The following is a 22,872-nucleotide window of genomic DNA, read 5'->3' on the forward strand; positions in this document are numbered from 1 at the left end:
GGCAATCTAGAAGATGGAGACGAAGTTACTGCGGTTGCAACAGACCCAGCAGGCAACAGCTCTGATCCAGCAACAGCGATTGTAGATGCGACAGCTCCAGTGGTCACGCTTGATGAAGTGGTCACCAACGACAACACCCCTGAATTGACAGGCACAATTGATGATCCTGAAGCAACAGTAGTTGTCACCATTGATGGTGTTGATTACGAAGCAGTGAACAATGGCGATGGCACATGGACACTTGCGGATGATGTTGTTGCAGAACTAGCAGATGGTGATCACGAAGTTACAGTTACTGCAACAGATGCAGCGGGTAACGAAGGCAGCACCACTGGTACGATCACGATTGACACAGTTGCGCCAGACGCACCAGTGATTGATCCAATCAATGGCACTGATCCGATTACGGGTACAGCAGAACCTGGTACGACAGTTACAGTGACCTTCCCAGACGGCAGCGAAGCAGAAGCGGTTGTTGACGAAGATGGTAACTGGAGTGTTCCAAACCCAGGCAATCTAGTAGACGGAGACGAAGTTACTGCGGTTGCAACAGACCCAGCAGGCAACACCTCTGATCCAGCAACAGCGATTGTGGATACAACCCCACCTTTAATTGCATTCGACAATGTGGATGATGCGTTTGTTAATGCTCTACCGTTGCAAGTTGGAGATGATGTTTCAGTGGGTAGTCATACTTACTTGTTACTCGCTTCTCTAGCAGGGCTTGATCTACAGCTTGGCTCGGCAGGCATTGGTTTCAACATTGATGAAGGTCATACAGGTGATATGACGTTCAACTACAGTGCACTGATTAGTGCGGATGCGTTGGCTGACTATGTACTTGTTCTTCAAAAATTTGATGAAGAAACAGGACAATGGACTGCAGTGACTGGTCCAGGTCAAGCTGATCTATTGAGCTTGTCATTGTTTGGTGGTACTACAGTAACGGTTGATGGACTTGAAGAAGGTCAATACCGTGCCTTCATGGCCTTTGATGGATTGCTTGGCGTAGGATTGCTAGGTACTTTGTCAGGAACTGCAGATCTTTACGATCAATCACAAATTGGTGGTTATGAAGTTATAGCCGCTGAAGGTAACGTCATTACTGATGCTGGTATTGATGGTGACGTTGATGTTATTACAGACACCACCGTTGTCAGTATGGTAAATGGTGTAGCCGTAGTAGATGGTGGAACAACCATTGATGGAACCTATGGTACCTTGGTGATCAATCCAGATGGCAGTTATACCTACACACCATTTAGTGGTGATGCAGGTTTAGGTCAAGTGGATCCATTTGTTTATACCTTATTTGATCCTGTAACAGGCCAAACTGCAAGTGCAACCCTCTATCTACATATAGATAGTGATGATGTCGATATGACATGGAACCCAGCAGATCCATCTCAACCTGCAACAGTAGATATTGTTGCAACAGATGATCTGAATGTTGCAGAAATCAATCCACAAGCATTGCTTGTCGGTGATGATATTCCATCAGGTAGTCATACTTACTTGTTACTTACTTCTCTAGCTGGTCTAGATTTACAAGTAGGTTCAGCAGGTATCAACTTCAATATTGATGACGGTCATACTGGTGATATGACATTCAACTACAGTGCATTGATTAGTGGAGATTTATTAGCAGACTACGTACTGTGTATTCAGAAGTTTGATGAAGAAACAGGACAATGGACTTCGATCACAGGTTCAGGTGATGCTGATCTGTTGAGTTTGGCACTGTTCGGTGGAACAACGATCACTGTTGATGGACTTGAGGCTGGTCAATACCGCGCCTTCATGGCCTTCGATGGATTGTTTGGCTTAGGTTTAGTAGGCACCTTGTCTGCAACCATGGATCTTTATGATCAATCGCAAGTTGGTGGTTATGAAGTGGTAGCGGCATCAGGTAATGTCATTACTGATGATGGTATTGATGGTAATGCCGATGTTACGACACCATTTACGACTGTTAGCAGTGTCAATGGCGTAGCAGTTGTTGCTGGTGGAACAACCATAGACGGCACTTACGGTACCTTGGTCATTCAACCAAACGGAAGCTACACCTATACACCGTTCAATGATGTAACTGGCTTAGGTCAAGTGGATCAATTCACTTATACCTTATCGGATCCTATTGGTGGAGCTGATGCGGCAAGTGCAACGCTGTACTTCCATATCGATAGTAGTGTTGTAGATATGACTTGGAATCCAGCGGATCCATCAGAACCTGCAACATTCACATTTACTGCAACCGATGATGTCGATACTGCATCACTGTTGATGGTAAATGAAGTGGACAATGACTACTTTAATGCCTCGGCTTCATTGTTAGGTATTTTAGCAACCACACAGACCTATACGTCAGGCACATTCACATTAGATTCTAATATGGATGCGAATGGATTGATTACAGTTAACTCTTTGGCAACTGCAGGAAGTGTTAACATTAATTTAAATCTACAGATGAATATAGGTGGTGTTTGGACAACAGTAGCGAATGATAATTACTCTGGAATAATCTCGTTACTTGGTACTTTGGCATCACTAGATCTATCTACTTTAGATCTAGCTGCTGGAACCTACCGTATCCAAACTACGATGCAACAACCATTGTTCGGTGGATTGGCAGCATTAGTTGGTATCAATACTGATGTAAATGTTACTTATCTTGACCAGTTTGTAGTAGCTGACACAATTGTTGCTGAAGGTAATATCTTCGGTAATGATTCAACAGGTTCTACATTCACTCAACTACAAGTAACAGATGCAAATGGCAATGTAATCGATGTTTCATATGGCACTGTGATCGAAGGCCTACATGGTAATCTAGTGATTAGTGCAAATGGTGATTACACTTATACACCAACATCGGGTACTACCGGTGGCAGTGAAAGCTTCAGTTATACCTTGACTCACTTGAATGGTGAAACAGTGACAGCAACATTGAACATCAATGTTGGTTACACGATCCAAGGCAGTACAGGTAATGACATCATTACTGACAGTGCTGGTGATGATCTGATCTATGCGGGAGCAGGAAATGATACGATCAATACTGCAAATGGTGGTTCTGATACCTTAATCTTTGATCTGTTGAATGCTGCAGATGGTACAGGTGGAAATGGAAGTGATACTTGGGAGAATTTCCATGTTGGAGATACTTCTATAGATGGTGAAGCTGATAAGATTGATATCAGTGATCTGTTGATTGGTTACGCTGGTGATGGAAGTGAAGCATCCCTAAGCGCTTATGTGAATGTCACCTTCGATGGTACTGATACGATTATTAGTATAGATCGAGACGGTGGGGCTGGAGTACATAGCTCAACAGAGCTTCTTACATTGAAAAATGTAGATACCTCTTTAGATGAGCTACTACAAAACAATCAGCTTTTGTTCTAATCTAAATTGATCAAAAAAGAGGACCTTCGGGTCCTCTTTTTTTTAATAAAAAAAGTAAACGCATATTTTAAAATCAGTGTTATATGCTATATTTTGAATCAGGATAAATGTTTATAAACAATAAAGTGGAAGATATGACCGTTCAAACTTATAATGAACTACAAGACTTTAAAAAAAATTTAGAGAAGTGGATTGATGAACAAATACAAAGTAATAAAATAAATCAACAAGCCTATTGTATTTTTTTATCTTATGGAGATAGCAACCAAAGGTGTAACGTTTGGAATAATGTAGACACTAATATTAAGTTGGTTGTAAAAAGATTGTTGAGCTTTATAGAAAAAATCTTTGAGAAAAATAAGAAACTACTTAAGTTTATAAAAATTGATTTTGCGCATAACGTAGAAAAACAGCCTTGGCCAAGTGTTGTTTATCAAGTCATCAACCAAGAGCATAATAATCATTTTCGTAAAGGTATTAGCTTGGATGAAAACTTCAATATTGCTTTTATGGAACAAGAGATTTATGGTCGGGCAATTATACGAGGATTGCGCTATGATCAAGCCAATTTCTTTGATGAACAAAATCTAAATAATGCGATCAAGAAAAAATATCCAAATATTCAGAAAAAAATTACCTTAGATCAACTTCAATTTGTATGGACCTTTGAAACCTACGGTGCTATTTATGAAGCCAATCAATTTGTAGAGTTACAAAGTGGTGACTGTCAGAATGGTGTTAGGGTGTTAACTGAGAATAAAAAAGAGCATTTAACGAGCTTAGTTGAAAACAATGCAAATTTTTTATATCAGCAAATTCAGGAAAATGGACGTTTTATTTACGGTTATTTCCCTGCTTTTGATCGTGAGTTAAAAAGCTATAATACGGTACGTCATTGTACTTCTGTATATGCTTTGATAGAAAGTTTTGAGGTAAAAGAACAAAAAGAATATTGGGAAAAAATATACAAAGCCATTCAATATGCGATAGATACTTTCTATCGAGAAAAACAAGAAAATGTCGCATTTATGATTGATGGGGAAAAAGACCAAGAAATTAAATTAGGGTCAAATGCGGCTGCAATTTTGATGTTCACGAAATATCAGGAGCTTACCCAAGATGATCGCTATCAAAAATACGCAGAGGCAATTGCCAATGGCATTTTAGCAATGATCGATGCAGAAGGGCAGACCACACATGTATTACATTACCCAAGTTATGAAATAAAAGAAAAATTCCGTATCGTTTATTATGATGGAGAAGCCGCATTAGCATTATTACGTTTATATCAACTTAACCATGATGAAAAATTATTGGCTACAGTAAAATTAATGTTCGAGCATTTTATTGAAAAAAAATATGATAAATACCATGACCATTGGTTGAGTTATTGTACCAATGAATTAACAAAAATATGTCCTGAAGAAAAATACTTTCAATTTGGTCTGAATAATTATTTAAAACATATGAATTTCATTAAAAATAGAAAAACGGCTTACGCAACATTTCTAGAGATGTTAATGTCTGCCTATAAGATGGTCAACCGTTTAGAAGAACAAGGATATAAAGATCTATACGACAAAGCTGAATTTGAAAAATTAAAAGAACTGATTGAAATAAGAAGTGAATTTCAGCGGAGTGGTTTCTTTTATCCGGAAGTTGCAATGTATATGGAACGACCAGATAAAATGTTAAATGCATTTTATGTGCGTCATGACCGTTTTAGAACACGTATAGATGATCAAGAACATAATTTATCTGGATATGTTGCCTATGTAAATTATTTTAAAGATGGTGGGTATCTTGTTGCTAAATAAAGATATGATAGAAAAAATAATACCAGGTACTTGGTATAGAGAACCCCAAGAGAATTGGTGTGTAAAACATATTTCAGAGAATAAATTAAATTGTAAAAAAGACGAAACGCTCTTTATTGCTATGGATAAAGAAACGTGGCTAAAAGGAACTGGAAATACTGGAGTTTACGCAAAATGGATTGATACGCATGAGCTAGTTCATACCTTTTCAGATCATGTAAAAGGGGTGATTGCTCAACGTCCTGTTCCAGAGTTACCTGAACATATTCCACAATATATCGTAGAAAATTCATACGATTTTATTAGTGGTTGCGCAGAACATACAAGAAATAATATAAACAGTAAAACGATTGCAATTACTGGAACTGTTGGAAAAAGTAGTACCAAGAACTATTTAAATATGTTGTTGCAAGCTTATGGTTCAACTTATGCAACGATTGGAAACCATAACTCAAGAACAGGCGTAAAATTGACGATATCAAATGCCATGTTTGAACCAGATTATTTGATTATCGAAACTGCAATGTCTGCATTATGGGTGAAAAGTGGTGGTATTAGTCATTTATCACGGCCAGATATTGCGATTATTACCGAAATTGGTGTAGGTCAGAAGGGGTGTGATGAAGATAAAACTGCAGATTTTAAGAGTCGAATTGCTGATGGTTTAAGTAAAAATGGTTTGGTTATATTAAATCGAGATATAAAAAACTATGCTCAGTTAGTTCAGTATGTTCATCGTTATAGCAAAAATATTTTAAGTTATGGTCAACATGTTGATGCTGATATTCGTTTAGAACGAGTAGAAGATGGCTTTACTGTTCAAATAAAAGAAGAAAAACACCATGTTCAGATAGATCATTATGTAGATGATGGTACATTAAGTAATATGACAGCATCGTTAGCCACGTTATATGCACTCGATCTTGATTTAAATAAAGTTTTGAAATTATTTAATAAGATAAACAATAAGGACTCGACATTAGCAGTCTCTTGTATTAAAGATAAAGATGCTTACTTAATTGATGATACTTATAATGCAGAATATCTTTCGATGCTTAATGCGTTTAAGTTCTGTCACAATAAATTTAAGAATAATAGAAAGATATTGATCGTTGGAGATATTATTAATTTAGCTGATAAGTCTAGAGAGGTTCATGAGGGTTTACTTAGCCCAATACTTGAAAATGAATTCGAACAGATCGCTACTTTTGGTAAGGATACATTTTACTTAAATCAACTTTTGCCCAAAGATCGAAATTTGGGGCATTTTACTGATGCAAAGCAATGCGCCAAACAAGTCAGAAGTATTTTGCAAGTAAATGATGTTGTACTTGTTAAAGGCTCAAGACGAAACTCAACCATTGCGACGATCCCTAGTCTGATTGCTGTTCCAGAACCAGCGAGTACTCAACTAAACAATAATTTTAATCAATATGTGGCTGCAAATTTATCTCATTCGAATTTTTCAGAAGAAATATGGCAGACTAAAACAGAGTATGGGATTGGTCCACTCGTTTTAATTTATTTGGCTTTAAGGAAATATGCTTTAGACGAAGTTCAATTGAATTCGATTTATAAAGTCACTGCAAATGTAAATAGGGAAGCAAAAGGAAACAATGCTTTAGGATTGTTTTTAGGGGAAAGTTACTATTTCTGTCAAATACTACAATATGCAATTTTGACACAAAAACCAGACTGTATTTTAGCGCTTGCAGAACATTTATATCAAACTACGGGAGAGGCATTAAAAGAGATAAAGAAAGAAGCGGAAATTTTGGGTATCGATCCAAATAAAATTCTGAATGTGACGGGCCGAAATTTAAGAGATGTCGCTCAAACAAAAACATTTTTAGAAATTTTTAAAGTCAGTAAAAAAATATTTGAGTTACCTGCTCATTTTAGGAATGAATTTTTTGTAGATATTACCTATTTTAAGGGCGCAATTTTACGACCAGTCACAGCCGTTGCTTCTGATGTTAGCTTAGATGGTTTTTTATTTGTAGGTGATCGAAGTAGACGAGTCTATGTGGGCTATAGTCAGCAAACACATAAAAAAATAAGCATTCACTATACAGATGGGGAGAATGCAAAGATTGAGCATGTATTACCGTATTACCAAGCTTTTGATGAATTGCCAGGCCCTAAAAAAATACGTGCAAAAAGCCCCTTTATTAATATCTTAGGTGATACTTACTTTGGTGAGTCTTATACAAAAATTAGAAAGAGAAGGGGGGCAATAGATGCATTACAAAAGTATGGTTATACACACTCGTTCGAGAAAATAGCTCCATTCTTTGCTAAAGAAGATATTAATATTGCAAACTTTGAAGCAGTTTTTACAGTTAGTGATACAGAGCAATCACCTTTAGAAAAAATTAAACCTTTTATTTTAGGTGCAGATGCCGAAAAAACCTTAAATGAGTTTTTACATAGAAATATCAATCATGTCGTACTCGCGAATAATCATTTAAAAGATTATGGGAGTGAAAGCCTAGAATTTACTTTAGACCAATTTGACAAGAAGTCGATCGCGTATATAGGTGCTGGGCGTAATCAAAATCAAGCACATGAGTATTTTGAAATTGATTGGAAAGGTAAGAAACTAGCGATCTTTAATGGTTATTGGCATAGGGATACTGCTTACAACAAATTTGATTTCTATGCTTTAGGGCATCGTGATGGTGTAGCTTGTACCAATGGTATTCTTCTCGAACAGATAAAAGCATATAGAAGTTGCTTTCCTCACAACAAAATTATGGTGATTAGTCATTGGGGAGTGGATTTTAAACCGATTCAAGACGAGCAGACTCGAATTGCAAACTTGCTTGTTTTTTGTGGCGCTGATTTGATTGTCGGTCATGGTCCACATACCATTCAACCTATTGAATATATTGATGGAAAACCAATTATTTATAGTATAGGAAATGGAGTGTTTAATAGTAATGGAGAGTACGAAAAACATCAAGCATTGCCTTTTGGTTGCGTTGTTAGATTAGATATGGATAAACAGTCGTTAAAGATTTATCCAATTTTTACTAATAATTTAAAGACATTTTGGCAACCATTTAGCGTAAGTAAAGAGGATTTTGATCTAGCACTTAGTGTACTGTTGGATAGAGTTCATAATAAATTGAAAATAGATAAAGATGAATATGGATACTATTTAGAGGTGGAATTCTGATGTTAGATTTAACTTTGTCAGAGATTTTAAAAATTTCTAAAAGTACTTTCAAGATTGATAAAAAATATCATAATAAGCAGATATTAAATTTTAGTATCCATATAGATAACTTATCTACGGATCATTTATATTTTCATTGGAAAACTGGAAGCGATAATTTACATTTTATTGATAGAGCATTAAAAAAAGGTGCTTTTGTCATAACAAGCGAAGATAAATATAGAAATATAGATTTAGAGGGGGGGAGAGTTATTTATGTCTCTTCTGTAAAAAAAATATTATTAGAATTAGCGAGTTATAAAAGAAGTTTTTTTGAGGGAGAGGTTGTTGCTATAACTGGAAGTGTAGGAAAAAGCTCCATAAAGAATATGCTTTCAATGATATTGTCTATGAATGCACATGTGATTCATACGCTTGGTAATGAAAATGCTTGGCTAGGAATATATTGTGCTTTATGTAATATTAAAAAAAATACAAAATATGTTGTATTGGAAACAGGAGCATCGGGTATAGGAACCTTGTCAATACCCATGAAAGTAGTTTGTCCCACGATATCAATTTTACTTGATGTGAATTTTAGTCATCAAGAGAAATATCCAACGGTGAATGATCTTATTATCGAAAAAGCAAGTATTATTGAAACTTTGCGTCCAAATGGAAAATTAATTATATCTTCTAATACATTGAAAATGATTAGAAATATTAAATATACTATTAGGGCGGATGTACAAATTATTGCTGTTGGAAATGGAACTGATATAGATATATTAAGTTGTAATTTAGGAAAAAGGGAGTCAACTGTAGATGTGAGCTTTTATGGAGAATTACTGAAATTAAAAATTCCTCAAGGTAATAGAGCTGATTTAATAAATGCAGTATATGTGTTTACTGCACTAAGTAATTTAGGTATTGACTGTTCTAAATTTAATAGTTTATCTAGATTTTATAAGCCTTTGCCAAGACGCTTTGATCGTAATCGAATAGGTTACAAAGAAAATATAACTTTTGAACTTATTGATGATGCTTATAATTCATCGCCTATATCTATTCAGTCATTATTAGAGTCAATAGAGATTAGAGAGGTTAAAGAAAAAATTTTAGTATTAGGTGATATGCTAGAATTAGGCGTTGATAGTGAAAAATTACATCAAAAAGTTCTAGAAAATCACCTATTAAATCAATTTAGTAGGATTGTTTTGATTGGTGAGGTTTTTCATAAATGTCAAAAAACTGATACTATGCAATCATTTCTAAATATAGATCAGTTTATAACATGCATAAATGATTATATTTCTGATGGTTGTTTATTAGTATTAAAAGCTTCTCATGGTATTAATTTATATAAATTAAGAATATTTTTTGAAAAAGAAGCCATTTCAGTTCAAAAAAATATTGATTGGTTTATAGAAAATGAAAACAAAAATTTATATTACTAAGTAGAAAACTACTTTGCCCTTTGGTAATACTCCAAAATTGTCGAGACTTGCTCACGATTAAATCCAATATTACGCTGTCCACCGCTACCAAGTTTACAGTCAGCACTGGTCATGATATTTGTAGAATCTTTTAGCTTGGCATCTGGTGCACAAACATGTCTTAAGCCAAAAGCATGCCCCATTTCATGAGGAGTGGCCGCTTGAATTCGATAATTTAATCTTTGCCAGTCAATTAAAATAAAAGGTTGTCCTCCATTACGGAATCCCCAGCTTGTCACATCCCTATATTTAAATTTTTCGTTATATGAATCATAAATAATGAAAAGAACTTCTTTTTCTTTTCGGTGTGGAAAACAGCGTTTTACAGCATCAGGGATGTTTTCTGTTACTAGAGATCTAGGTTGGTTTAGCTGATAGGCAAGATCACATTTACGTTGGCTGAAGTTTTGATATGAATAATATCGATACGGTTTAAATCTAAATATTTTTTGATTATTTTCATCTACAAAGTATTGATTTAATATACTGATTTCTCTCAGCATTTGATTTTTATTATCAAACTCTTTTGCTTTAGGAGTATTGGTTGTATAGACGAAACTTACATAGACGACAGGTAAAGTATGGTCTTCCTCTTTTAGAACTTTTGAAGGATATGATTCTAATGCTATATATTTTTTCTCCTGTGTACTGCACGCAACACAAATAAAACTCAAAAGGATGAACGTTGTAATTTTTTTATATGACATAATTTGATTCTCTTGCGTAGTTAAGTTTTATATAGATTGCGAGTATTGTTGTATGTGATTTTTGACTCATAATAGCAATTTTTTGAGGTTTTTTCACGTTGAATGACCATGAATTACATCGACAGATTTTAGAAGTTATTGCACTGATTCCCAATGGCAAAGTTGCAAGTTATGGGCAAATTGCAAAATTGGCGGGTCTGCCTAAACATGCGCGATTAGTGGGTTACGTTTTAAAGCATTTAGATAAAGACAGCAAGATTCCTTGGCATCGAGTCATTAACGCGCAAGGGAAAATCAGTGTGTTACGAATAAACGATAAAGGTGAAAATATTCAACAAAGCTTGTTGGAGCAGGAGGGGGTATATTTGCTGAATGGCAAAGTGAATTTGAAGGTTTATGGTTGGACTATTTGATAAAAAATAAAGCTAAAACACCACCAATATATTGAATCTAAATTACGTTTTAAATACAATCGGCATACATAATGTTACGTATGTTTTTTGGTATTGAAATGAAAAAATTATCTATTGTTTTTGGGGTTGTTGCGCTTAGTTTATCGGGCTGTGCAAGTATCATGTCTGGCAGAACTCAAACCATGACCTTTGAAAGTACACCAGAACTTAGCGATATTACAATTTTTAATAAAGCTGGAAAAAAGGTACATGTGGGTCAAGCACCGGTTACGGTAAACCTAAAGCGCAGTGCGGGCTTCTTTGTTCCTGAGCGTTATACGGTTGTATTTGAAAAAGAAGGATATGAGAAAAAAACAATTAATGTTTCCTCTCATGTAAATGGCTGGTATGTGGGGAATATTCTACTTGGCGGTTTGATTGGCTTATTAATCGTTGATCCTGCAACAGGTGCGATGTATAGCTTGAGTACCAAAGAGACAAATATTGTGCTAAATGCCTTGAATAAAGGCGATATAAACGTCGATGCTCAATCATTAACAATTGTTTCGACGACCGAGCTACCAAAAGATGTTTTAGATAAAGCAAAACCGATCCCGATGAATTAAGTTTGTTGGTCTATCAGTGTAAAAAAGCATGGTAAATATAATTACCATGCTTTTTTATTGGCTGAACCGTTGTTACTTTTATTCAGTTAAATGTGGAAGAAAAGCAGGGTGTTGGTGCTTTATAGATTTAACGGATGATGAGCACTGGAATATGGCTTTCGGCTAAAACTTTTTGAGCAACACTGCCCAAAACGAATTGTTTAAAACCTGTCCGTCCGTGTGAACCCATAATAATGAGGTCTGTGCCTAGATTTTGTGCAGCACCAATAATTTCTTGGTGAACAGAAAGACCTTCCAATATTCGGGTGCTCACTGTAACGCCTAACGCTTCAAATTTCTCTTCAGCTTTCGTCAGATTGTCTTGCACATAGCCTTTAACGCGTTCAATCAATTCATTGCTTTGACCAAAACGGAGGTAGGTATCGGCTAAATATGGATCTAGTGTCACGACGCCAACGACTGTAATTTGGCTGTCTAATGCTTTGGCCAGTTGAGCAGCTTCCCGAATCACATTGCTTGCAGTTTCTGAGTCATCGATAGCGACTAAAATGTTTTGATAGGTCATGTTTATTACTCCTTGTATTTACGATGTTCTATTGAATTAGCTTATAAAATTTTGTTTAAAATATGCTTTATAGTTTCTATATTAAACCTGTTATTTATAAAATAAAACCTAGTATTTTTATAGGGATAGTTGTTGTTTATGCGCTTATCGTGAAGCAATGATACAGTTGAAAATAAATGAAAATTCTTTCAAAAATTAGAGTGATTGTATATCAATGGCTTAGGGTGATAATTGATCAATTTTCTTTAAGATAATCGGCCAATTGATCAATATCGTTTGTTTGTAACAGGTCGCGTATTTTTAAGATTTTCTTTTCATCTAAGGTATAAAGCTTCAAGGCCAATAGCTTTTCTATCTGCTCTGGAGGAAATCGATATTTAATCACTTTTGCAGGAACACCACCGACAATCGCATAAGCGGGCACATCTTGTGTTACTACAGCGCCTGTTGCGATCACAGCACCTTCACCGAGTTTAACCCCTTGCATGATCATGGCACGACTGCCAATCCAGCAGCCATCTGCGATAATGGTATCGCCAGCAGGTAGAAAGCTACGGGTATCAAACGGGAAAGTCGATATCCAATCGGGGCGATGTAATTGGTTACCACCCATCATAATCACGCACTCGGCACCAAAGCAGACGAAATTACCGATACAAAGCTGATCAATAGGCTTTTCTTGTGTTGATGGTTTGTCGTGTAAATAACGTACCACACAACGTTCAAAACCTTGATCCCAATAGGCGGAGTAATAACTATAATTGCCTTTGATATGAATATTTGGATTTTTAACAGTCTTGGAAATAAATTCGAACTCACACCAATGTTTTAACGGCGTATTGATTAGTGTTGTGTCCATGTTGACTCCAAAAGCATTATAAATCTTGCTGAATAAAAACCCCTCTAAAGAGGGGTTAAGTTAATATGAAATATTAAAGATATTCCACACTCACGATTTCATATTCAACTTCACCTTGTGGTGTTTGGATTTTGGCTTCATCGCCTTCGCTTTTACCAAGTAAACCACGGGCAATAGGTGAGTTCACCGAGATTTTATTAATTTTAAAATCTGCTTCATCATCACCGACGATTTTATAAGTCTTACGTTCTTCGGTATCGAGGTTTTCAATGGTTACTGTCACACCAAATACCACACGACCATTTTGTTCGAGTGTTTTGACATCAATTTCTTGTACTGCACCGAGTTTACCTTCGATATCCTGAATACGGCCTTCACAAAAACCTTGCTGTTCACGCGCAGCATGATATTCAGCATTTTCTTTTAAGTCACCATGTTCACGAGCTTCCGCAATCGCTTGAATGATACGTGGTCGATCAACCATTTTTAACTTTTGTAATTCTTTCTCTAAGGCAACTTTGCCTTCGGGAGTCATCGGATAACGTTGCATTCTAGTCCCCTCTAAATGGGTTGGGAAAATACAGGATTAAAAAAAGAAAAAGCCCGCCACCAATAAGGTGGCGGGACTTATCGGTAAATAATTAACCTACAGTTTGTAAATCTTGCAAGCGGTATACATCCATTGGCAATTTCACAGCAAATGCTTGGCAAACGGCTTCTGCACCATTGATCGTCGTGGTGTAATACACCTTGCCTTGTAGGGCTGCACGGCGAATCATGGCAGAATCATATTGAGCTTGTTTGCCTTCAGTTGTGTTGACAATAAGATGAATTTCACCATTTTTCAAGCGATCAACAATATGAGGGCGGCCTTCAGTTACTTTATTGACCGCTTCACACGCTAATCCAGCCTCTTTAAGGACTTGGTAAGTACCATTGGTTGCAATGAGTTTGAAACCATAAGCGATTAACTGTTTAGCGATATTGGCAATATATTTCTTGTCTGATTCACGAACAGATAAGAAAGCATGTTTCACTTCGCCTTCAGTTGGTAGGCCCGGTAAACGTTCATTTGAACCGAGTACCGCTTTATAGAATGCTTCACCAAAAGTTTGACCAACACCCATCACTTCACCAGTAGACTTCATCTCAGGACCAAGCATTGGATCAACGCCTTGGAACTTAGCGAATGGGAATACAGCTTCCTTTACAGCAAAGTGTGTTGGAATAATTTCTTTAGTGAAACCTTGTGATTCAAGTGATTGACCTGCCATACAGCGTGCAGCCACTTTTGCTAACGATTCACCAATACATTTAGAAACGAATGGAACTGTACGTGATGCACGTGGGTTCACTTCAAGGATATAAATGTCATTGCCTTTAACCGCAAACTGGACGTTCATTAAACCGATTACGCCAAGTTCTTTTGCCATTGCAACAGTTTGACGACGCATTTCATCCTGAACTTCTGGTGAAAGCGAGTACGGCGGAATTGAACATGCAGAGTCACCTGAGTGAATACCTGCTTGTTCGATATGCTGCATGATGCCGCCAATTACAACGTCTTTACCGTCAGATACACAATCAACGTCAACTTCAGTTGCATCATCAAGGAAACGGTCAAGGAGGACAGGGGCTTCATTCGACGCTTGTACTGCTTCACGAAGGTAGCGTTTAAGTTCATCTTCGTTATAGACGATTTCCATTGCACGACCACCCAATACATAAGATGGGCGAACGACCAATGGATAGCCGACTTTAGCCGCTTCAGAAATACCTTCTTCAGCCGATTTAACAATACTGTTGTTTGGTTGACGAAGCTGTAAACGTTGAATCATTTGCTGGAAACGTTCGCGGTCTTCTGCGCGGTCAATCGCATCTGGTGATGTACCGATAATTGGTGTACCTGCTTCTTCTAAAGCACGTGCCAATTTTAATGGTGTCTGACCACCGTACTGTACGATCACGCCTTTAGGCTTCTCTATACGAACGATTTCGAGTACATCTTCAAGTGTTACTGGCTCGAAGTATAAACGGTCAGATGTGTCATAGTCAGTCGAAACCGTTTCAGGGTTACAGTTGACCATAATCGTTTCATAACCATCTTCACGCATTGCAAGAGCAGCATGTACACAGCAGTAGTCAAACTCGATCCCTTGACCAATACGGTTCGGACCACCACCGATCACCATGATCTTGTCACGATTTGATGGATTTGCTTCACATTCTTCATCGTAAGTTGAGTACATGTAAGCTGTGTCAGATTCAAACTCAGCAGCACAGGTATCAACACGTTTGTAAACTGGATATACACCCAAGTTCCAACGTTGTTTACGGAATTGCTTTTGTGAAATACCCATCAAGTCTGCAATACGAAGGTCAGATAAACCTTTGCGTTTGAATGAACGGATATTGTCAGCGTTTAAGTCGCCAAAACCTAAAGTTTTTACTTGAGCTTCAGCTTTAACGATATCTTCGATTTGGATCAAGAACCAACGGTCGATCTTAGTCGCTTCAAATACATCATCAAGTGAGAAACCGTGACGGAATGCATCAGCAACGTACCAAATTCGCTCAGGGCCTGGAACTTTAAGTTCTTTTAGAATAACGTCTTTTGCATTGGCAGCACCGACTTCGATTTTTTCATCAAAGCCGCTTACGCCCACTTCAAGACCACGAAGTGCTTTTTGCACAGATTCTTGGAAGTTGCGACCAATCGCCATGACTTCGCCCACAGATTTCATCTGGGTTGTTAATACAGGCTCAGCTTGCGGGAATTTTTCGAAGTTAAAACGAGGAATTTTGGTAACGACATAGTCAATTGCTGGTTCAAAGCTTGCAGGTGTGATACCACCCGTGATGTCATTTTTCAATTCATCAAGCGTATAACCGACTGCTAGTTTTGCAGCAATCTTCGCAATAGGGAAACCTGTTGCTTTCGAAGCCAATGCAGATGAACGAGAAACACGCGGGTTCATCTCGATCACGACCATACGACCATCGACTGGATTAATACCAAACTGAACGTTTGAACCACCTGTTTCTACACCGATTTCACGAAGAACAGCAACCGATGCATTACGCATGATTTGATATTCTTTATCTGTTAGTGTTTGAGCAGGGGCAACGGTAATTGAGTCACCAGTGTGTACGCCCATTGGGTCAAAGTTTTCGATCGCACATACGATAATACAGTTGTCGTTTTTGTCACGAACAACTTCCATTTCGTATTCTTTCCAACCAATTAAAGATTCATCGATCAATAATTGTTTGGTTGGAGAAAGATCGAAACCACGTTCACAGATTTCAATAAATTCTTCTTTGTTATATGCAATACCGCCACCAGAGCCACCCATCGTAAATGATGGACGAATGATCACTGGGAAGCCGAAACGTGATTGAATTTCCAGTGCATGTTCCATGCTTTCAGCAACATCAGCACGAGGACATTCCAATCCGATTTTACGCATTGCGATGTCAAACAGTTTACGGTCTTCAGCTTTTTCAATCGCTTCTTTTGATGCACCGATCAATTCAACATTATATTTTTCTAGGACACCATGCTCATCAAGCGCTAGTGCACAGTTCAATGCTGTTTGACCACCCATTGTTGGGAGGACTGCATCAGGGCGTTCTTTTTCAATGATTTGTGCAACAGTTTGCCAAGTGATTGGCTCAATATACGTTGCATCTGCCATTGAAGGGTCGGTCATGATGGTCGCTGGATTCGAGTTGACCAAAATAACGCGGTAACCTTCTTCACGAAGGGCTTTACATGCTTGTGCACCAGAGTAGTCAAACTCACATGCTTGACCAATGACAATTGGACCTGCACCAATAATTAAGATGCTTTTAATATCCGTACGTTTAGGCATAATTTACTCGCTCTTGATTACTGTTTAGATGCTTCAATTAATTCAATAAAATGATCGAATAATGGAGCACAGTCATGTGGGCCAGGACTCGCTTCAGGGTGACCTTGAAAGCTGAATGCTGGTTTGTCAGTACGATGAATACCTTGGTTTGTACCGTCAAACAGTGAGCGATGAGTCACTTTTAAGTTTGTTGGTAAGGTACTTTCATCAACAGCAAAGCCGTGGTTTTGAGAGGTAATCATCACTGTACCTTTCTCAAGATTTTGTACAGGGTGGTTGGCACCATGATGACCATGATTCATTTTCATGGTTTTTGCGCCAGAAGCGAGTGCTAAAATTTGATGACCTAAACAAATACCGAACACAGGTAAGTTTGTTGTTTCAACAATGGTTTTCACTGCTGCAATCGCATAATCGCATGCTGCTGGATCACCAGGACCATTTGATAAGAACACGCCATCTGGATTTAACGCGAGCACTTGCTCAGCAGGGGTTTGCGCAGGAACAACCGTCAGTTTGCAACCACGATCCGCAAGCATACGTAAGATGTTGGTTTTGACACCATAATCGTATGCCACAACATGAAACTTCATTTCAGGTTGAGTAAAGCCTTGATTTAAAACCCAAGAGCCTTCAGTCCATTCAAAACCTTCTGGATCACAGCATTCTTTAGCAAGGTCTAAACCAGTCAAGCCGCCAAATGCACGTGCTTTGGCAATTGCTTCTTCTTCTGTAATATTTTCGCCAGCAAGGATGCAACCATTTTGTGCACCTTTGTCACGTAAAATACGTGTCAGTTTGCGTGTATCAATATCAGCGATTGCAACAACATTGTGTTGTTGCAAATATTCACTTAGAGATTGTTCAGCACGGAAATTGCTGTGTAATAAAGGAAGATCACGAATAATCAAACCATTCGCCCATACTTTATGGATACGACCTGATTCAACGTCTTCGCTATTACAGCCTGTATTTCCGATATGAGGATAAGTCAGCGTCACAATTTGTTGTGCGTAACTTGGATCAGTCAAAATTTCTTGATAGCCAGTCATGGCGGTATTAAAAACGACTTCACCAGTCGTATTTCCCGATGCACCGATAGACGTTCCTTTAAAGACCGTTCCATCAGCGAGGGCTAAAATGGCGGGGATGCTCAAACCAAAGCTCCTGAACTAAAACCACAAAAATAAGGCTGTAAAAAAGCGAGAAGACATAAAAAAAGGCAGGCTGTCTTTAAAAAAACATGGCCTCCTTCTGGTCTGCTCGCTTATAACTTAACAGCGCATTATACGCATGAGTGTGCCAGAAGTCTATGAGTTTTATTTATTAAAAGCAGGAAATGCTGGATTTCTTTAACTGTGTAGACGTGGATTGGTGTCTATTGCAAAATCCGTCATTTTTAGATCGACATCGTGAGATATTATGCAAATTGTCTAACAATTTATTGGTGGTTTTAGACAAAAGCGTTTTATCTTATCTTTAGCCAAAAAATCAACAATCAGTATAGAGGGGAATCATAATGGCTGAGAATCAAACTACAGCAGCAGCTGAAGAAGCGAAAGACGTTGTTGTTGAAAAAACTGCAAAAGCGAAAGAAGTTGTAGCTGAGAAAACGGCTAAGGCGAAAGAAGTTGTTGCAGAAAAAACAGCAAAAGCAAAAGAAGTGATTGCTGAGACTCAAGAGCAAGCAAAAGAAGTGATTGCTGAGACTCAAGAGCAGGTTAAAGAAGCTTTAGCCGATACTCAAGCAAAAATTGAAACTGAAGCAAAAGAGTTGAATCAAAATATTCAAACTCAACTTACGCAAATCAAGCAAGATATCTTACAGCGTATTGATGTGATCAAGACTCAATTGAACTCGTCTCAAGGTAACTTGGTTGAGCTCAAAAATGCATTGAAAACTGAGTTAAATACTTTAATCGAAGATTTAACCAAAGTAAGCAAAGAGCTTAAAGATGACATTAGTCAAATTTCAGTGAAACATAAAGATACTTTGGTGGATAGCTTTAAGCGTACTAAAGGTCAAGCGGTTGAAGCTTGGAACAAAGTACGTGCAAATTAAGCACTAAGTTAGAATGAAAAAAGCGAGAAATTTATTTCTCGCTTTTTTGTTTTAAAATCAAAATTGATGTAACCAATCTCGTTTATTATGGAAGTCTGCTTGGGGACTACTATGCTGCATCGCAAAATACTGAACGCCTTGAGTGGTGTTCATTACTGCTGTTAAGCCTAAATATAAGTCAGACCATTTTAATTGATGTTGTTGCATAAATTTGGATAAATCTAAGCTGACATTCAAACCATAATGAGTGCGTTGTAAATGATTTAGCTCGATGTCGTATGCTGCAACCGGCGGCATATCTTCAGGAAAGCGGTATTCTTCAAATTGGTACACTTGCCAAGCTTGCGAAGGGGAGAGGTTGATTTCACGATAGAAATCTTGGTCTTTCACACCCACAAAAAGTTCAAAACAAGTGTGTTCCCACAAAAAGTCCTGCCGTGGATGTGCCGCGACTTTTTCTGGATAAATCAAAAACTGATTTGGATCACTCACCCAGAAAGCAACATTTAAGGTTGCTGGGGTTTGCTGCTCAATCGCTCCCACCACAGTAATACTGTGAAAACGATCAAAAGCAGAAAGATCATAACTTGCCATTGCGATTACTGACTTAGGTGAGCAAAACGAACGAGGTTAGATAAGTGTTGATTTTGTTTTGCCGCTTTTTTGTAGAGCAAAACGATTTTACCGATCTTTTGTACTGCTTCAGCACCAGTAGCTTCAACAATTGCATCAACCACAGCTGCACGCGCTTCGCGATCTTCACCTGCAATCTTTACTTTAATCAATTCATGATCATTTAACGCACGATGCGCTTCTTCAATTACACTTTCTGTAAGCCCTTGACCACCAATCATGACAACTGGATTAAGTGCATGACCGATTTGACGTAAACGTTTACGTTCATGGATAGATAAAGCTGCCATTGAAAATACCTGATTTGAAAAACGACCTAGTATAGCTTGCATCCCGATTCTAAGATAGATTCAGGATGCAAGCACTTGCGGTAAATGTATGGAAAACTGCTGAAATGAGCCATGATGATGATCAAAAAACTGCAAAAGATCGTCGCATTGAATAGCTTCGATACTGTAATAAGCTGAATTTTCACGTACAATGATCAATCAGAGGTTTTTTGAAATTTAGAGAGTTATGGCGACACGCATTACCAATCAAAAATTGTCGAAAAGCAGTCGTGTATGGATGAGAGAGCACTTAGATGACCCTTTTGTAAAAAAAGCGCAAAAGGAAGGTTATCGTGCACGTGCAGCATATAAGCTACTTGAGATCCAAGAAAAATATAAAATGATCAAGCCGGGTATGACGGTGGTTGATTTAGGTGCAGCACCGGGTAGTTGGTCGCAAATTGCGGGTAAATTAGTCGGCGCGAACGGTTTGGTTGTTGCTTCGGATATTTTAGCAATGGATGCATTGCCCGATGTAACCTTCTTACAAGGTGATTTCCGCGAAGAAGAAGTCTTCGAAAAATTGTTAAATATTTTAAATGGGCGTCAAGTAGATATTGTAATTTCAGATATGGCCCCCAATACATCAGGTAATAAGGCTGTTGATCAACCACGTCAAATTTACTTATGTGAATTGGCTTTGGACTTTGCTCAGAAGGTATTAGGACCGAATGGCCAGTTTTTGGTTAAAGTGTTCCAAGGTACTGGATTTGATGAGTTTAGAAAACAGGTGGTCGATAGTTTTGATGTGTTAAAAACAGCTAAACCAGCGGCATCGCGTGCTCGATCAAAAGAGGTTTTTTTGATTGGACAAGGTCGTAAAAAGGCCTTGAAATAAAAAGTATACTTGCCAAGTTGTTAAAAATTGTGCATTTTGTACCTTTTAAGTTTTTTGCAACGCAAATTCATTGCTGTTTTTGTGAAGGTCAGCCAAGATTAGGTATGATCAAATTAGATTGATATGGGAATAAAGCCTTGAGCGATTACTTCAAGAATGCCGTATTGTGGCTCGTCATACTCGGTGTTCTGATTTTGATTTTTAGCAACGTCAGTGACCGAAATAAGCCTGCGGCGATGAAATACTCTGATTTCGTTGCAGCGGTGAATGCTGGACAAATTAAACAAGTCACCATTGATGGTTTAAATATCAGTGGTGAAAAAACTGATAGTTCTCCATTTGAGACCGTTCGTCCACAAGTAGAAGACACTCAGTTGCTACCAAGCTTAAACAAACAAAATGTCGTGGTTGAGGGCATTGCGCCACAACGCCAAGGCATTTTGATGCAACTTCTCATCGCAAGTTTCCCAATATTGCTCATTATTTTGTTGTTCATGTTCTTTATGCGCAACATGGGGGGCGGTGCCGGTGGTAAGAATGGCCCAATGAGTTTTGGTAAGTCAAAAGCGAAAATGCTATCTGAAGATCAGATCAAGATCACTTTTGTTGATGTTGCTGGTTGTGATGAAGCAAAACAAGAAGTGGTTGAAATCGTTGATTTCTTAAAAGACCCATCCAAATTTAAACGTCTTGGAGCAACAATTCCACGTGGCGTGTTAATGGTTGGTCCTCCTGGTACAGGTAAAACCTTATTAGCAAAAGCAATTGCTGGTGAAGCCAAAGTTCCATTCTTTAGTATTTCAGGTTCTGATTTCGTCGAAATGTTCGTTGGTGTGGGTGCATCGCGTGTTCGTGATATGTTTGAACAAGCAAAACGAAATGCACCATGTATCATCTTTATTGATGAGATTGATGCAGTTGGTCGTCACCGTGGTTCAGGTACAGGTGGTGGTCATGATGAACGTGAGCAAACACTCAACCAAATGTTAGTCGAGATGGACGGTTTTGAGGGCAACGAAGGCGTTATCGTTATTGCTGCTACCAACCGTGCTGATGTTCTCGATAAAGCACTTCTTCGTCCGGGACGTTTTGACCGTCAGGTGATGGTCGGTTTGCCTGACATCCGTGGTCGTGAGCAAATCCTCAATGTACACTTGAAGAAGCTTCCTTCTGTAACAGGTGTGGATCTTAAAATCCTTGCACGTGGTACACCAGGATTCTCAGGTGCACAGCTCGCAAACTTAGTCAATGAGGCTGCATTGTTTGCTGCTCGCCGTAATAAAAATACGGTAGATATGCATGACTTTGAAGATGCTAAAGACAAGATCTATATGGGACCTGAACGTAAATCGATGGTGCTTCGCGAAGAAGAACGTCGTGCTACGGCTTATCATGAAGCAGGACATGCGATTGTTGCTGAAATCTTACCGGGCACAGATCCAGTTCATAAGGTTACAATCATGCCGCGTGGTTGGGCGCTAGGTGTTACTTGGCAGCTTCCTGAACAAGACCAAACCAGTCATTATAAAGACAAGATGCTGAATGAACTTTCCATTTTATTTGGTGGTCGTATAGCCGAAGAAGTATTCATTAATCAAATGTCTACTGGCGCATCGAATGACTTTGAGCGTGCAACGAAAATGGCACGTGCAATGGTGACCAAGTATGGAATGTCTGATGCACTTGGTGTAATGGTGTATGAAGATGAAAACCAAAGTGGATTCTTCGGTAATGTCGGTAGTCGCACTATTTCTGAAGCCACACAACAAAAGGTGGATGAAGAGGTACGCCGTATTCTCGATCAGCAGTACAAAGTTGCTCGTGATATCTTAGAAAGTAATCAAGATATTGCACATGCAATGGTAAAAGCATTGATGGATTGGGAAACGATTGATCGCGATCAAATCCGTGACATCATGGAAGGCCGTGATCCACAACCACCAAAAGTATATGTGGCTGAAAATCCAGTGGCTGATTTTGAACCGCCTAAAGATGGCCCATCTACACCACCACCATTGCCAGCAATGGGTTAAAAGATTTGAAAATGAAAGAGCGACTTAGGTCGCTCTTTTTTTGTCTTGGTTTTGACCTAAGCTGAAAATAAATCA

The 22,872-nt window shown here is 38.2% G+C and carries 16 protein-coding genes and 1 pseudogene; 9 read left to right on the forward strand and 8 right to left on the reverse strand.

The annotated features are described in order from the left end of the window. From J2Y37_RS14330 to J2Y37_RS14345, 4 genes are all read left to right on the forward strand, one after another. A partial coding sequence (locus J2Y37_RS14330; RefSeq protein WP_349033249.1) for a BapA/Bap/LapF family large adhesin occupies positions 1–3,405 on the forward strand: 3,405 nt, incomplete at its 5' end. 134 nt (positions 3,406–3,539) lie between these two features. Further along, positions 3,540–5,222, forward strand: a complete 1,683-nt coding sequence (locus tag J2Y37_RS14335) for a hypothetical protein (RefSeq protein WP_349033250.1) — start codon at positions 3,540–3,542, stop codon at positions 5,220–5,222. Then, complete coding sequence (locus J2Y37_RS14340; protein WP_349033251.1) at positions 5,209–8,403, forward strand: CapA family protein; 3,195 nt, start codon at positions 5,209–5,211, stop codon at positions 8,401–8,403. Before J2Y37_RS14335 ends, J2Y37_RS14340 begins: the two co-directional genes overlap by 14 nt. After that, positions 8,403–9,839 carry a Mur ligase family protein gene (locus tag J2Y37_RS14345; RefSeq protein WP_349033252.1) on the forward strand — a complete coding sequence of 479 codons (1,437 nt, stop codon included), beginning with the start codon at positions 8,403–8,405 and terminating at the stop codon, positions 9,837–9,839. Before J2Y37_RS14340 ends, J2Y37_RS14345 begins: the two co-directional genes overlap by 1 nt. An 8-nt stretch (positions 9,840–9,847) precedes the next feature. On the opposite strand, the gene J2Y37_RS14350 is transcribed toward J2Y37_RS14345, so the two are convergent. Then, positions 9,848–10,585: a hypothetical protein gene (locus J2Y37_RS14350; protein ID WP_349033253.1), complete on the reverse strand. Its 738-nt coding sequence runs from the start codon at positions 10,583–10,585 to the stop codon at positions 9,848–9,850. Between the two features lie 98 nt (positions 10,586–10,683). On the opposite strand from J2Y37_RS14350, the gene J2Y37_RS14355 reads away from it, so the two are divergent. Both J2Y37_RS14355 and J2Y37_RS14360 read left to right on the forward strand, forming a co-directional pair. Further along, positions 10,684–10,998: an MGMT family protein gene (locus tag J2Y37_RS14355; protein ID WP_349033254.1), complete on the forward strand. Its 315-nt coding sequence runs from the start codon at positions 10,684–10,686 to the stop codon at positions 10,996–10,998. 98 nt (positions 10,999–11,096) lie between these two features. Further along, the gene (locus J2Y37_RS14360; RefSeq protein WP_349033255.1) at positions 11,097–11,603 is read left to right on the forward strand and encodes a hypothetical protein; all 507 of its coding nucleotides are present in this window, start codon (positions 11,097–11,099) and stop codon (positions 11,601–11,603) included. A gap of 127 nt (positions 11,604–11,730) precedes the next feature. Here the strand turns inward: J2Y37_RS14360 and J2Y37_RS14365 are convergent, their stop codons facing one another. The 5 genes from J2Y37_RS14365 to carA all read right to left on the reverse strand — a co-directional run bounded on the left by J2Y37_RS14365 (position 11,731) and on the right by carA (position 18,059). Next, complete coding sequence (locus J2Y37_RS14365) at positions 11,731–12,168, reverse strand: universal stress protein (RefSeq protein WP_004669163.1); 438 nt, start codon at positions 12,166–12,168, stop codon at positions 11,731–11,733. A 235-nt stretch (positions 12,169–12,403) separates the two neighbouring features. Continuing rightward, positions 12,404–13,027 (reverse strand): CatB-related O-acetyltransferase, encoded by a 624-nt coding sequence (locus J2Y37_RS14370; RefSeq protein ID WP_349033256.1) that lies wholly within the window; start codon positions 13,025–13,027, stop codon positions 12,404–12,406. A gap of 73 nt (positions 13,028–13,100) precedes the next feature. After that, positions 13,101–13,577 carry a transcription elongation factor GreA gene (gene greA, locus J2Y37_RS14375; RefSeq protein WP_004669155.1) on the reverse strand — a complete coding sequence of 159 codons (477 nt, stop codon included), beginning with the start codon at positions 13,575–13,577 and terminating at the stop codon, positions 13,101–13,103. A 91-nt stretch (positions 13,578–13,668) separates the two neighbouring features. Further along, positions 13,669–16,902, reverse strand: a complete 3,234-nt coding sequence (carB, locus tag J2Y37_RS14380) for a carbamoyl-phosphate synthase large subunit (protein ID WP_004669153.1) — start codon at positions 16,900–16,902, stop codon at positions 13,669–13,671. A gap of 17 nt (positions 16,903–16,919) precedes the next feature. Then, complete coding sequence (gene carA / locus J2Y37_RS14385; RefSeq protein ID WP_121928563.1) at positions 16,920–18,059, reverse strand: glutamine-hydrolyzing carbamoyl-phosphate synthase small subunit; 1,140 nt, start codon at positions 18,057–18,059, stop codon at positions 16,920–16,922. Between the two features lie 362 nt (positions 18,060–18,421). On the opposite strand from carA, the gene J2Y37_RS14390 reads away from it, so the two are divergent. Beyond that, entirely contained in the window at positions 18,422–18,964 is a 543-nt protein-coding gene (locus J2Y37_RS14390; RefSeq protein WP_349033257.1) for a hypothetical protein, read from the forward strand. A 57-nt stretch (positions 18,965–19,021) separates the two neighbouring features. Here the strand turns inward: J2Y37_RS14390 and J2Y37_RS14395 are convergent, their stop codons facing one another. After that, positions 19,022–19,558: a DOMON-like domain-containing protein gene (locus tag J2Y37_RS14395; protein ID WP_004669145.1), complete on the reverse strand. Its 537-nt coding sequence runs from the start codon at positions 19,556–19,558 to the stop codon at positions 19,022–19,024. Positions 19,559–19,563: 5 nt separating this feature from the next. Continuing rightward, positions 19,564–19,887, reverse strand: a complete 324-nt coding sequence (yhbY, locus tag J2Y37_RS14400) for a ribosome assembly RNA-binding protein YhbY (protein ID WP_004669144.1) — start codon at positions 19,885–19,887, stop codon at positions 19,564–19,566. Between the two features lie 226 nt (positions 19,888–20,113). Between yhbY and rlmE the strand changes: the two genes are divergently transcribed. Then, positions 20,114–20,764: a 23S rRNA (uridine(2552)-2'-O)-methyltransferase RlmE gene (gene rlmE / locus J2Y37_RS14405; protein ID WP_004669142.1), complete on the forward strand. Its 651-nt coding sequence runs from the start codon at positions 20,114–20,116 to the stop codon at positions 20,762–20,764. 137 nt (positions 20,765–20,901) lie between these two features. Continuing rightward, a pseudogene (gene ftsH, locus J2Y37_RS14410) lies at positions 20,902–22,716 on the forward strand (ATP-dependent zinc metalloprotease FtsH); the annotation flags it as partial. Positions 22,717–22,872: the final 156 nt, after the last annotated feature.

This window comes from Acinetobacter sp. 3657 (genome assembly GCF_031456775.1).
Lineage (GTDB): Bacteria > Pseudomonadota > Gammaproteobacteria > Pseudomonadales > Moraxellaceae > Acinetobacter.

Excerpts from the sequence above, each read along its gene's own strand:
- J2Y37_RS14335 (WP_349033250.1), top strand. The coding sequence starts at position 3,540 with ATGACCGTTCAAACTTATAATGAACTACAAGACTTTAAAAAAAATTTA.
- J2Y37_RS14345 (WP_349033252.1), top strand. The coding sequence starts at position 8,403 with ATGTTAGATTTAACTTTGTCAGAGATTTTAAAAATTTCTAAAAGTACT.
- J2Y37_RS14350 (WP_349033253.1), bottom strand. The coding sequence starts at position 10,585 with ATGTCATATAAAAAAATTACAACGTTCATCCTTTTGAGTTTTATTTGT.
- J2Y37_RS14360 (WP_349033255.1), top strand. The coding sequence starts at position 11,097 with ATGAAAAAATTATCTATTGTTTTTGGGGTTGTTGCGCTTAGTTTATCG.
- J2Y37_RS14365 (WP_004669163.1), bottom strand. The coding sequence starts at position 12,168 with ATGACCTATCAAAACATTTTAGTCGCTATCGATGACTCAGAAACTGCA.
- J2Y37_RS14370 (WP_349033256.1), bottom strand. The coding sequence starts at position 13,027 with ATGGACACAACACTAATCAATACGCCGTTAAAACATTGGTGTGAGTTC.
- greA (WP_004669155.1), bottom strand. The coding sequence starts at position 13,577 with ATGCAACGTTATCCGATGACTCCCGAAGGCAAAGTTGCCTTAGAGAAA.
- carB (WP_004669153.1), bottom strand. The coding sequence starts at position 16,902 with ATGCCTAAACGTACGGATATTAAAAGCATCTTAATTATTGGTGCAGGT.
- J2Y37_RS14390 (WP_349033257.1), top strand. The coding sequence starts at position 18,422 with ATGGCTGAGAATCAAACTACAGCAGCAGCTGAAGAAGCGAAAGACGTT.
- J2Y37_RS14395 (WP_004669145.1), bottom strand. The coding sequence starts at position 19,558 with ATGGCAAGTTATGATCTTTCTGCTTTTGATCGTTTTCACAGTATTACT.
- yhbY (WP_004669144.1), bottom strand. The coding sequence starts at position 19,887 with ATGGCAGCTTTATCTATCCATGAACGTAAACGTTTACGTCAAATCGGT.
- rlmE (WP_004669142.1), top strand. The coding sequence starts at position 20,114 with ATGGCGACACGCATTACCAATCAAAAATTGTCGAAAAGCAGTCGTGTA.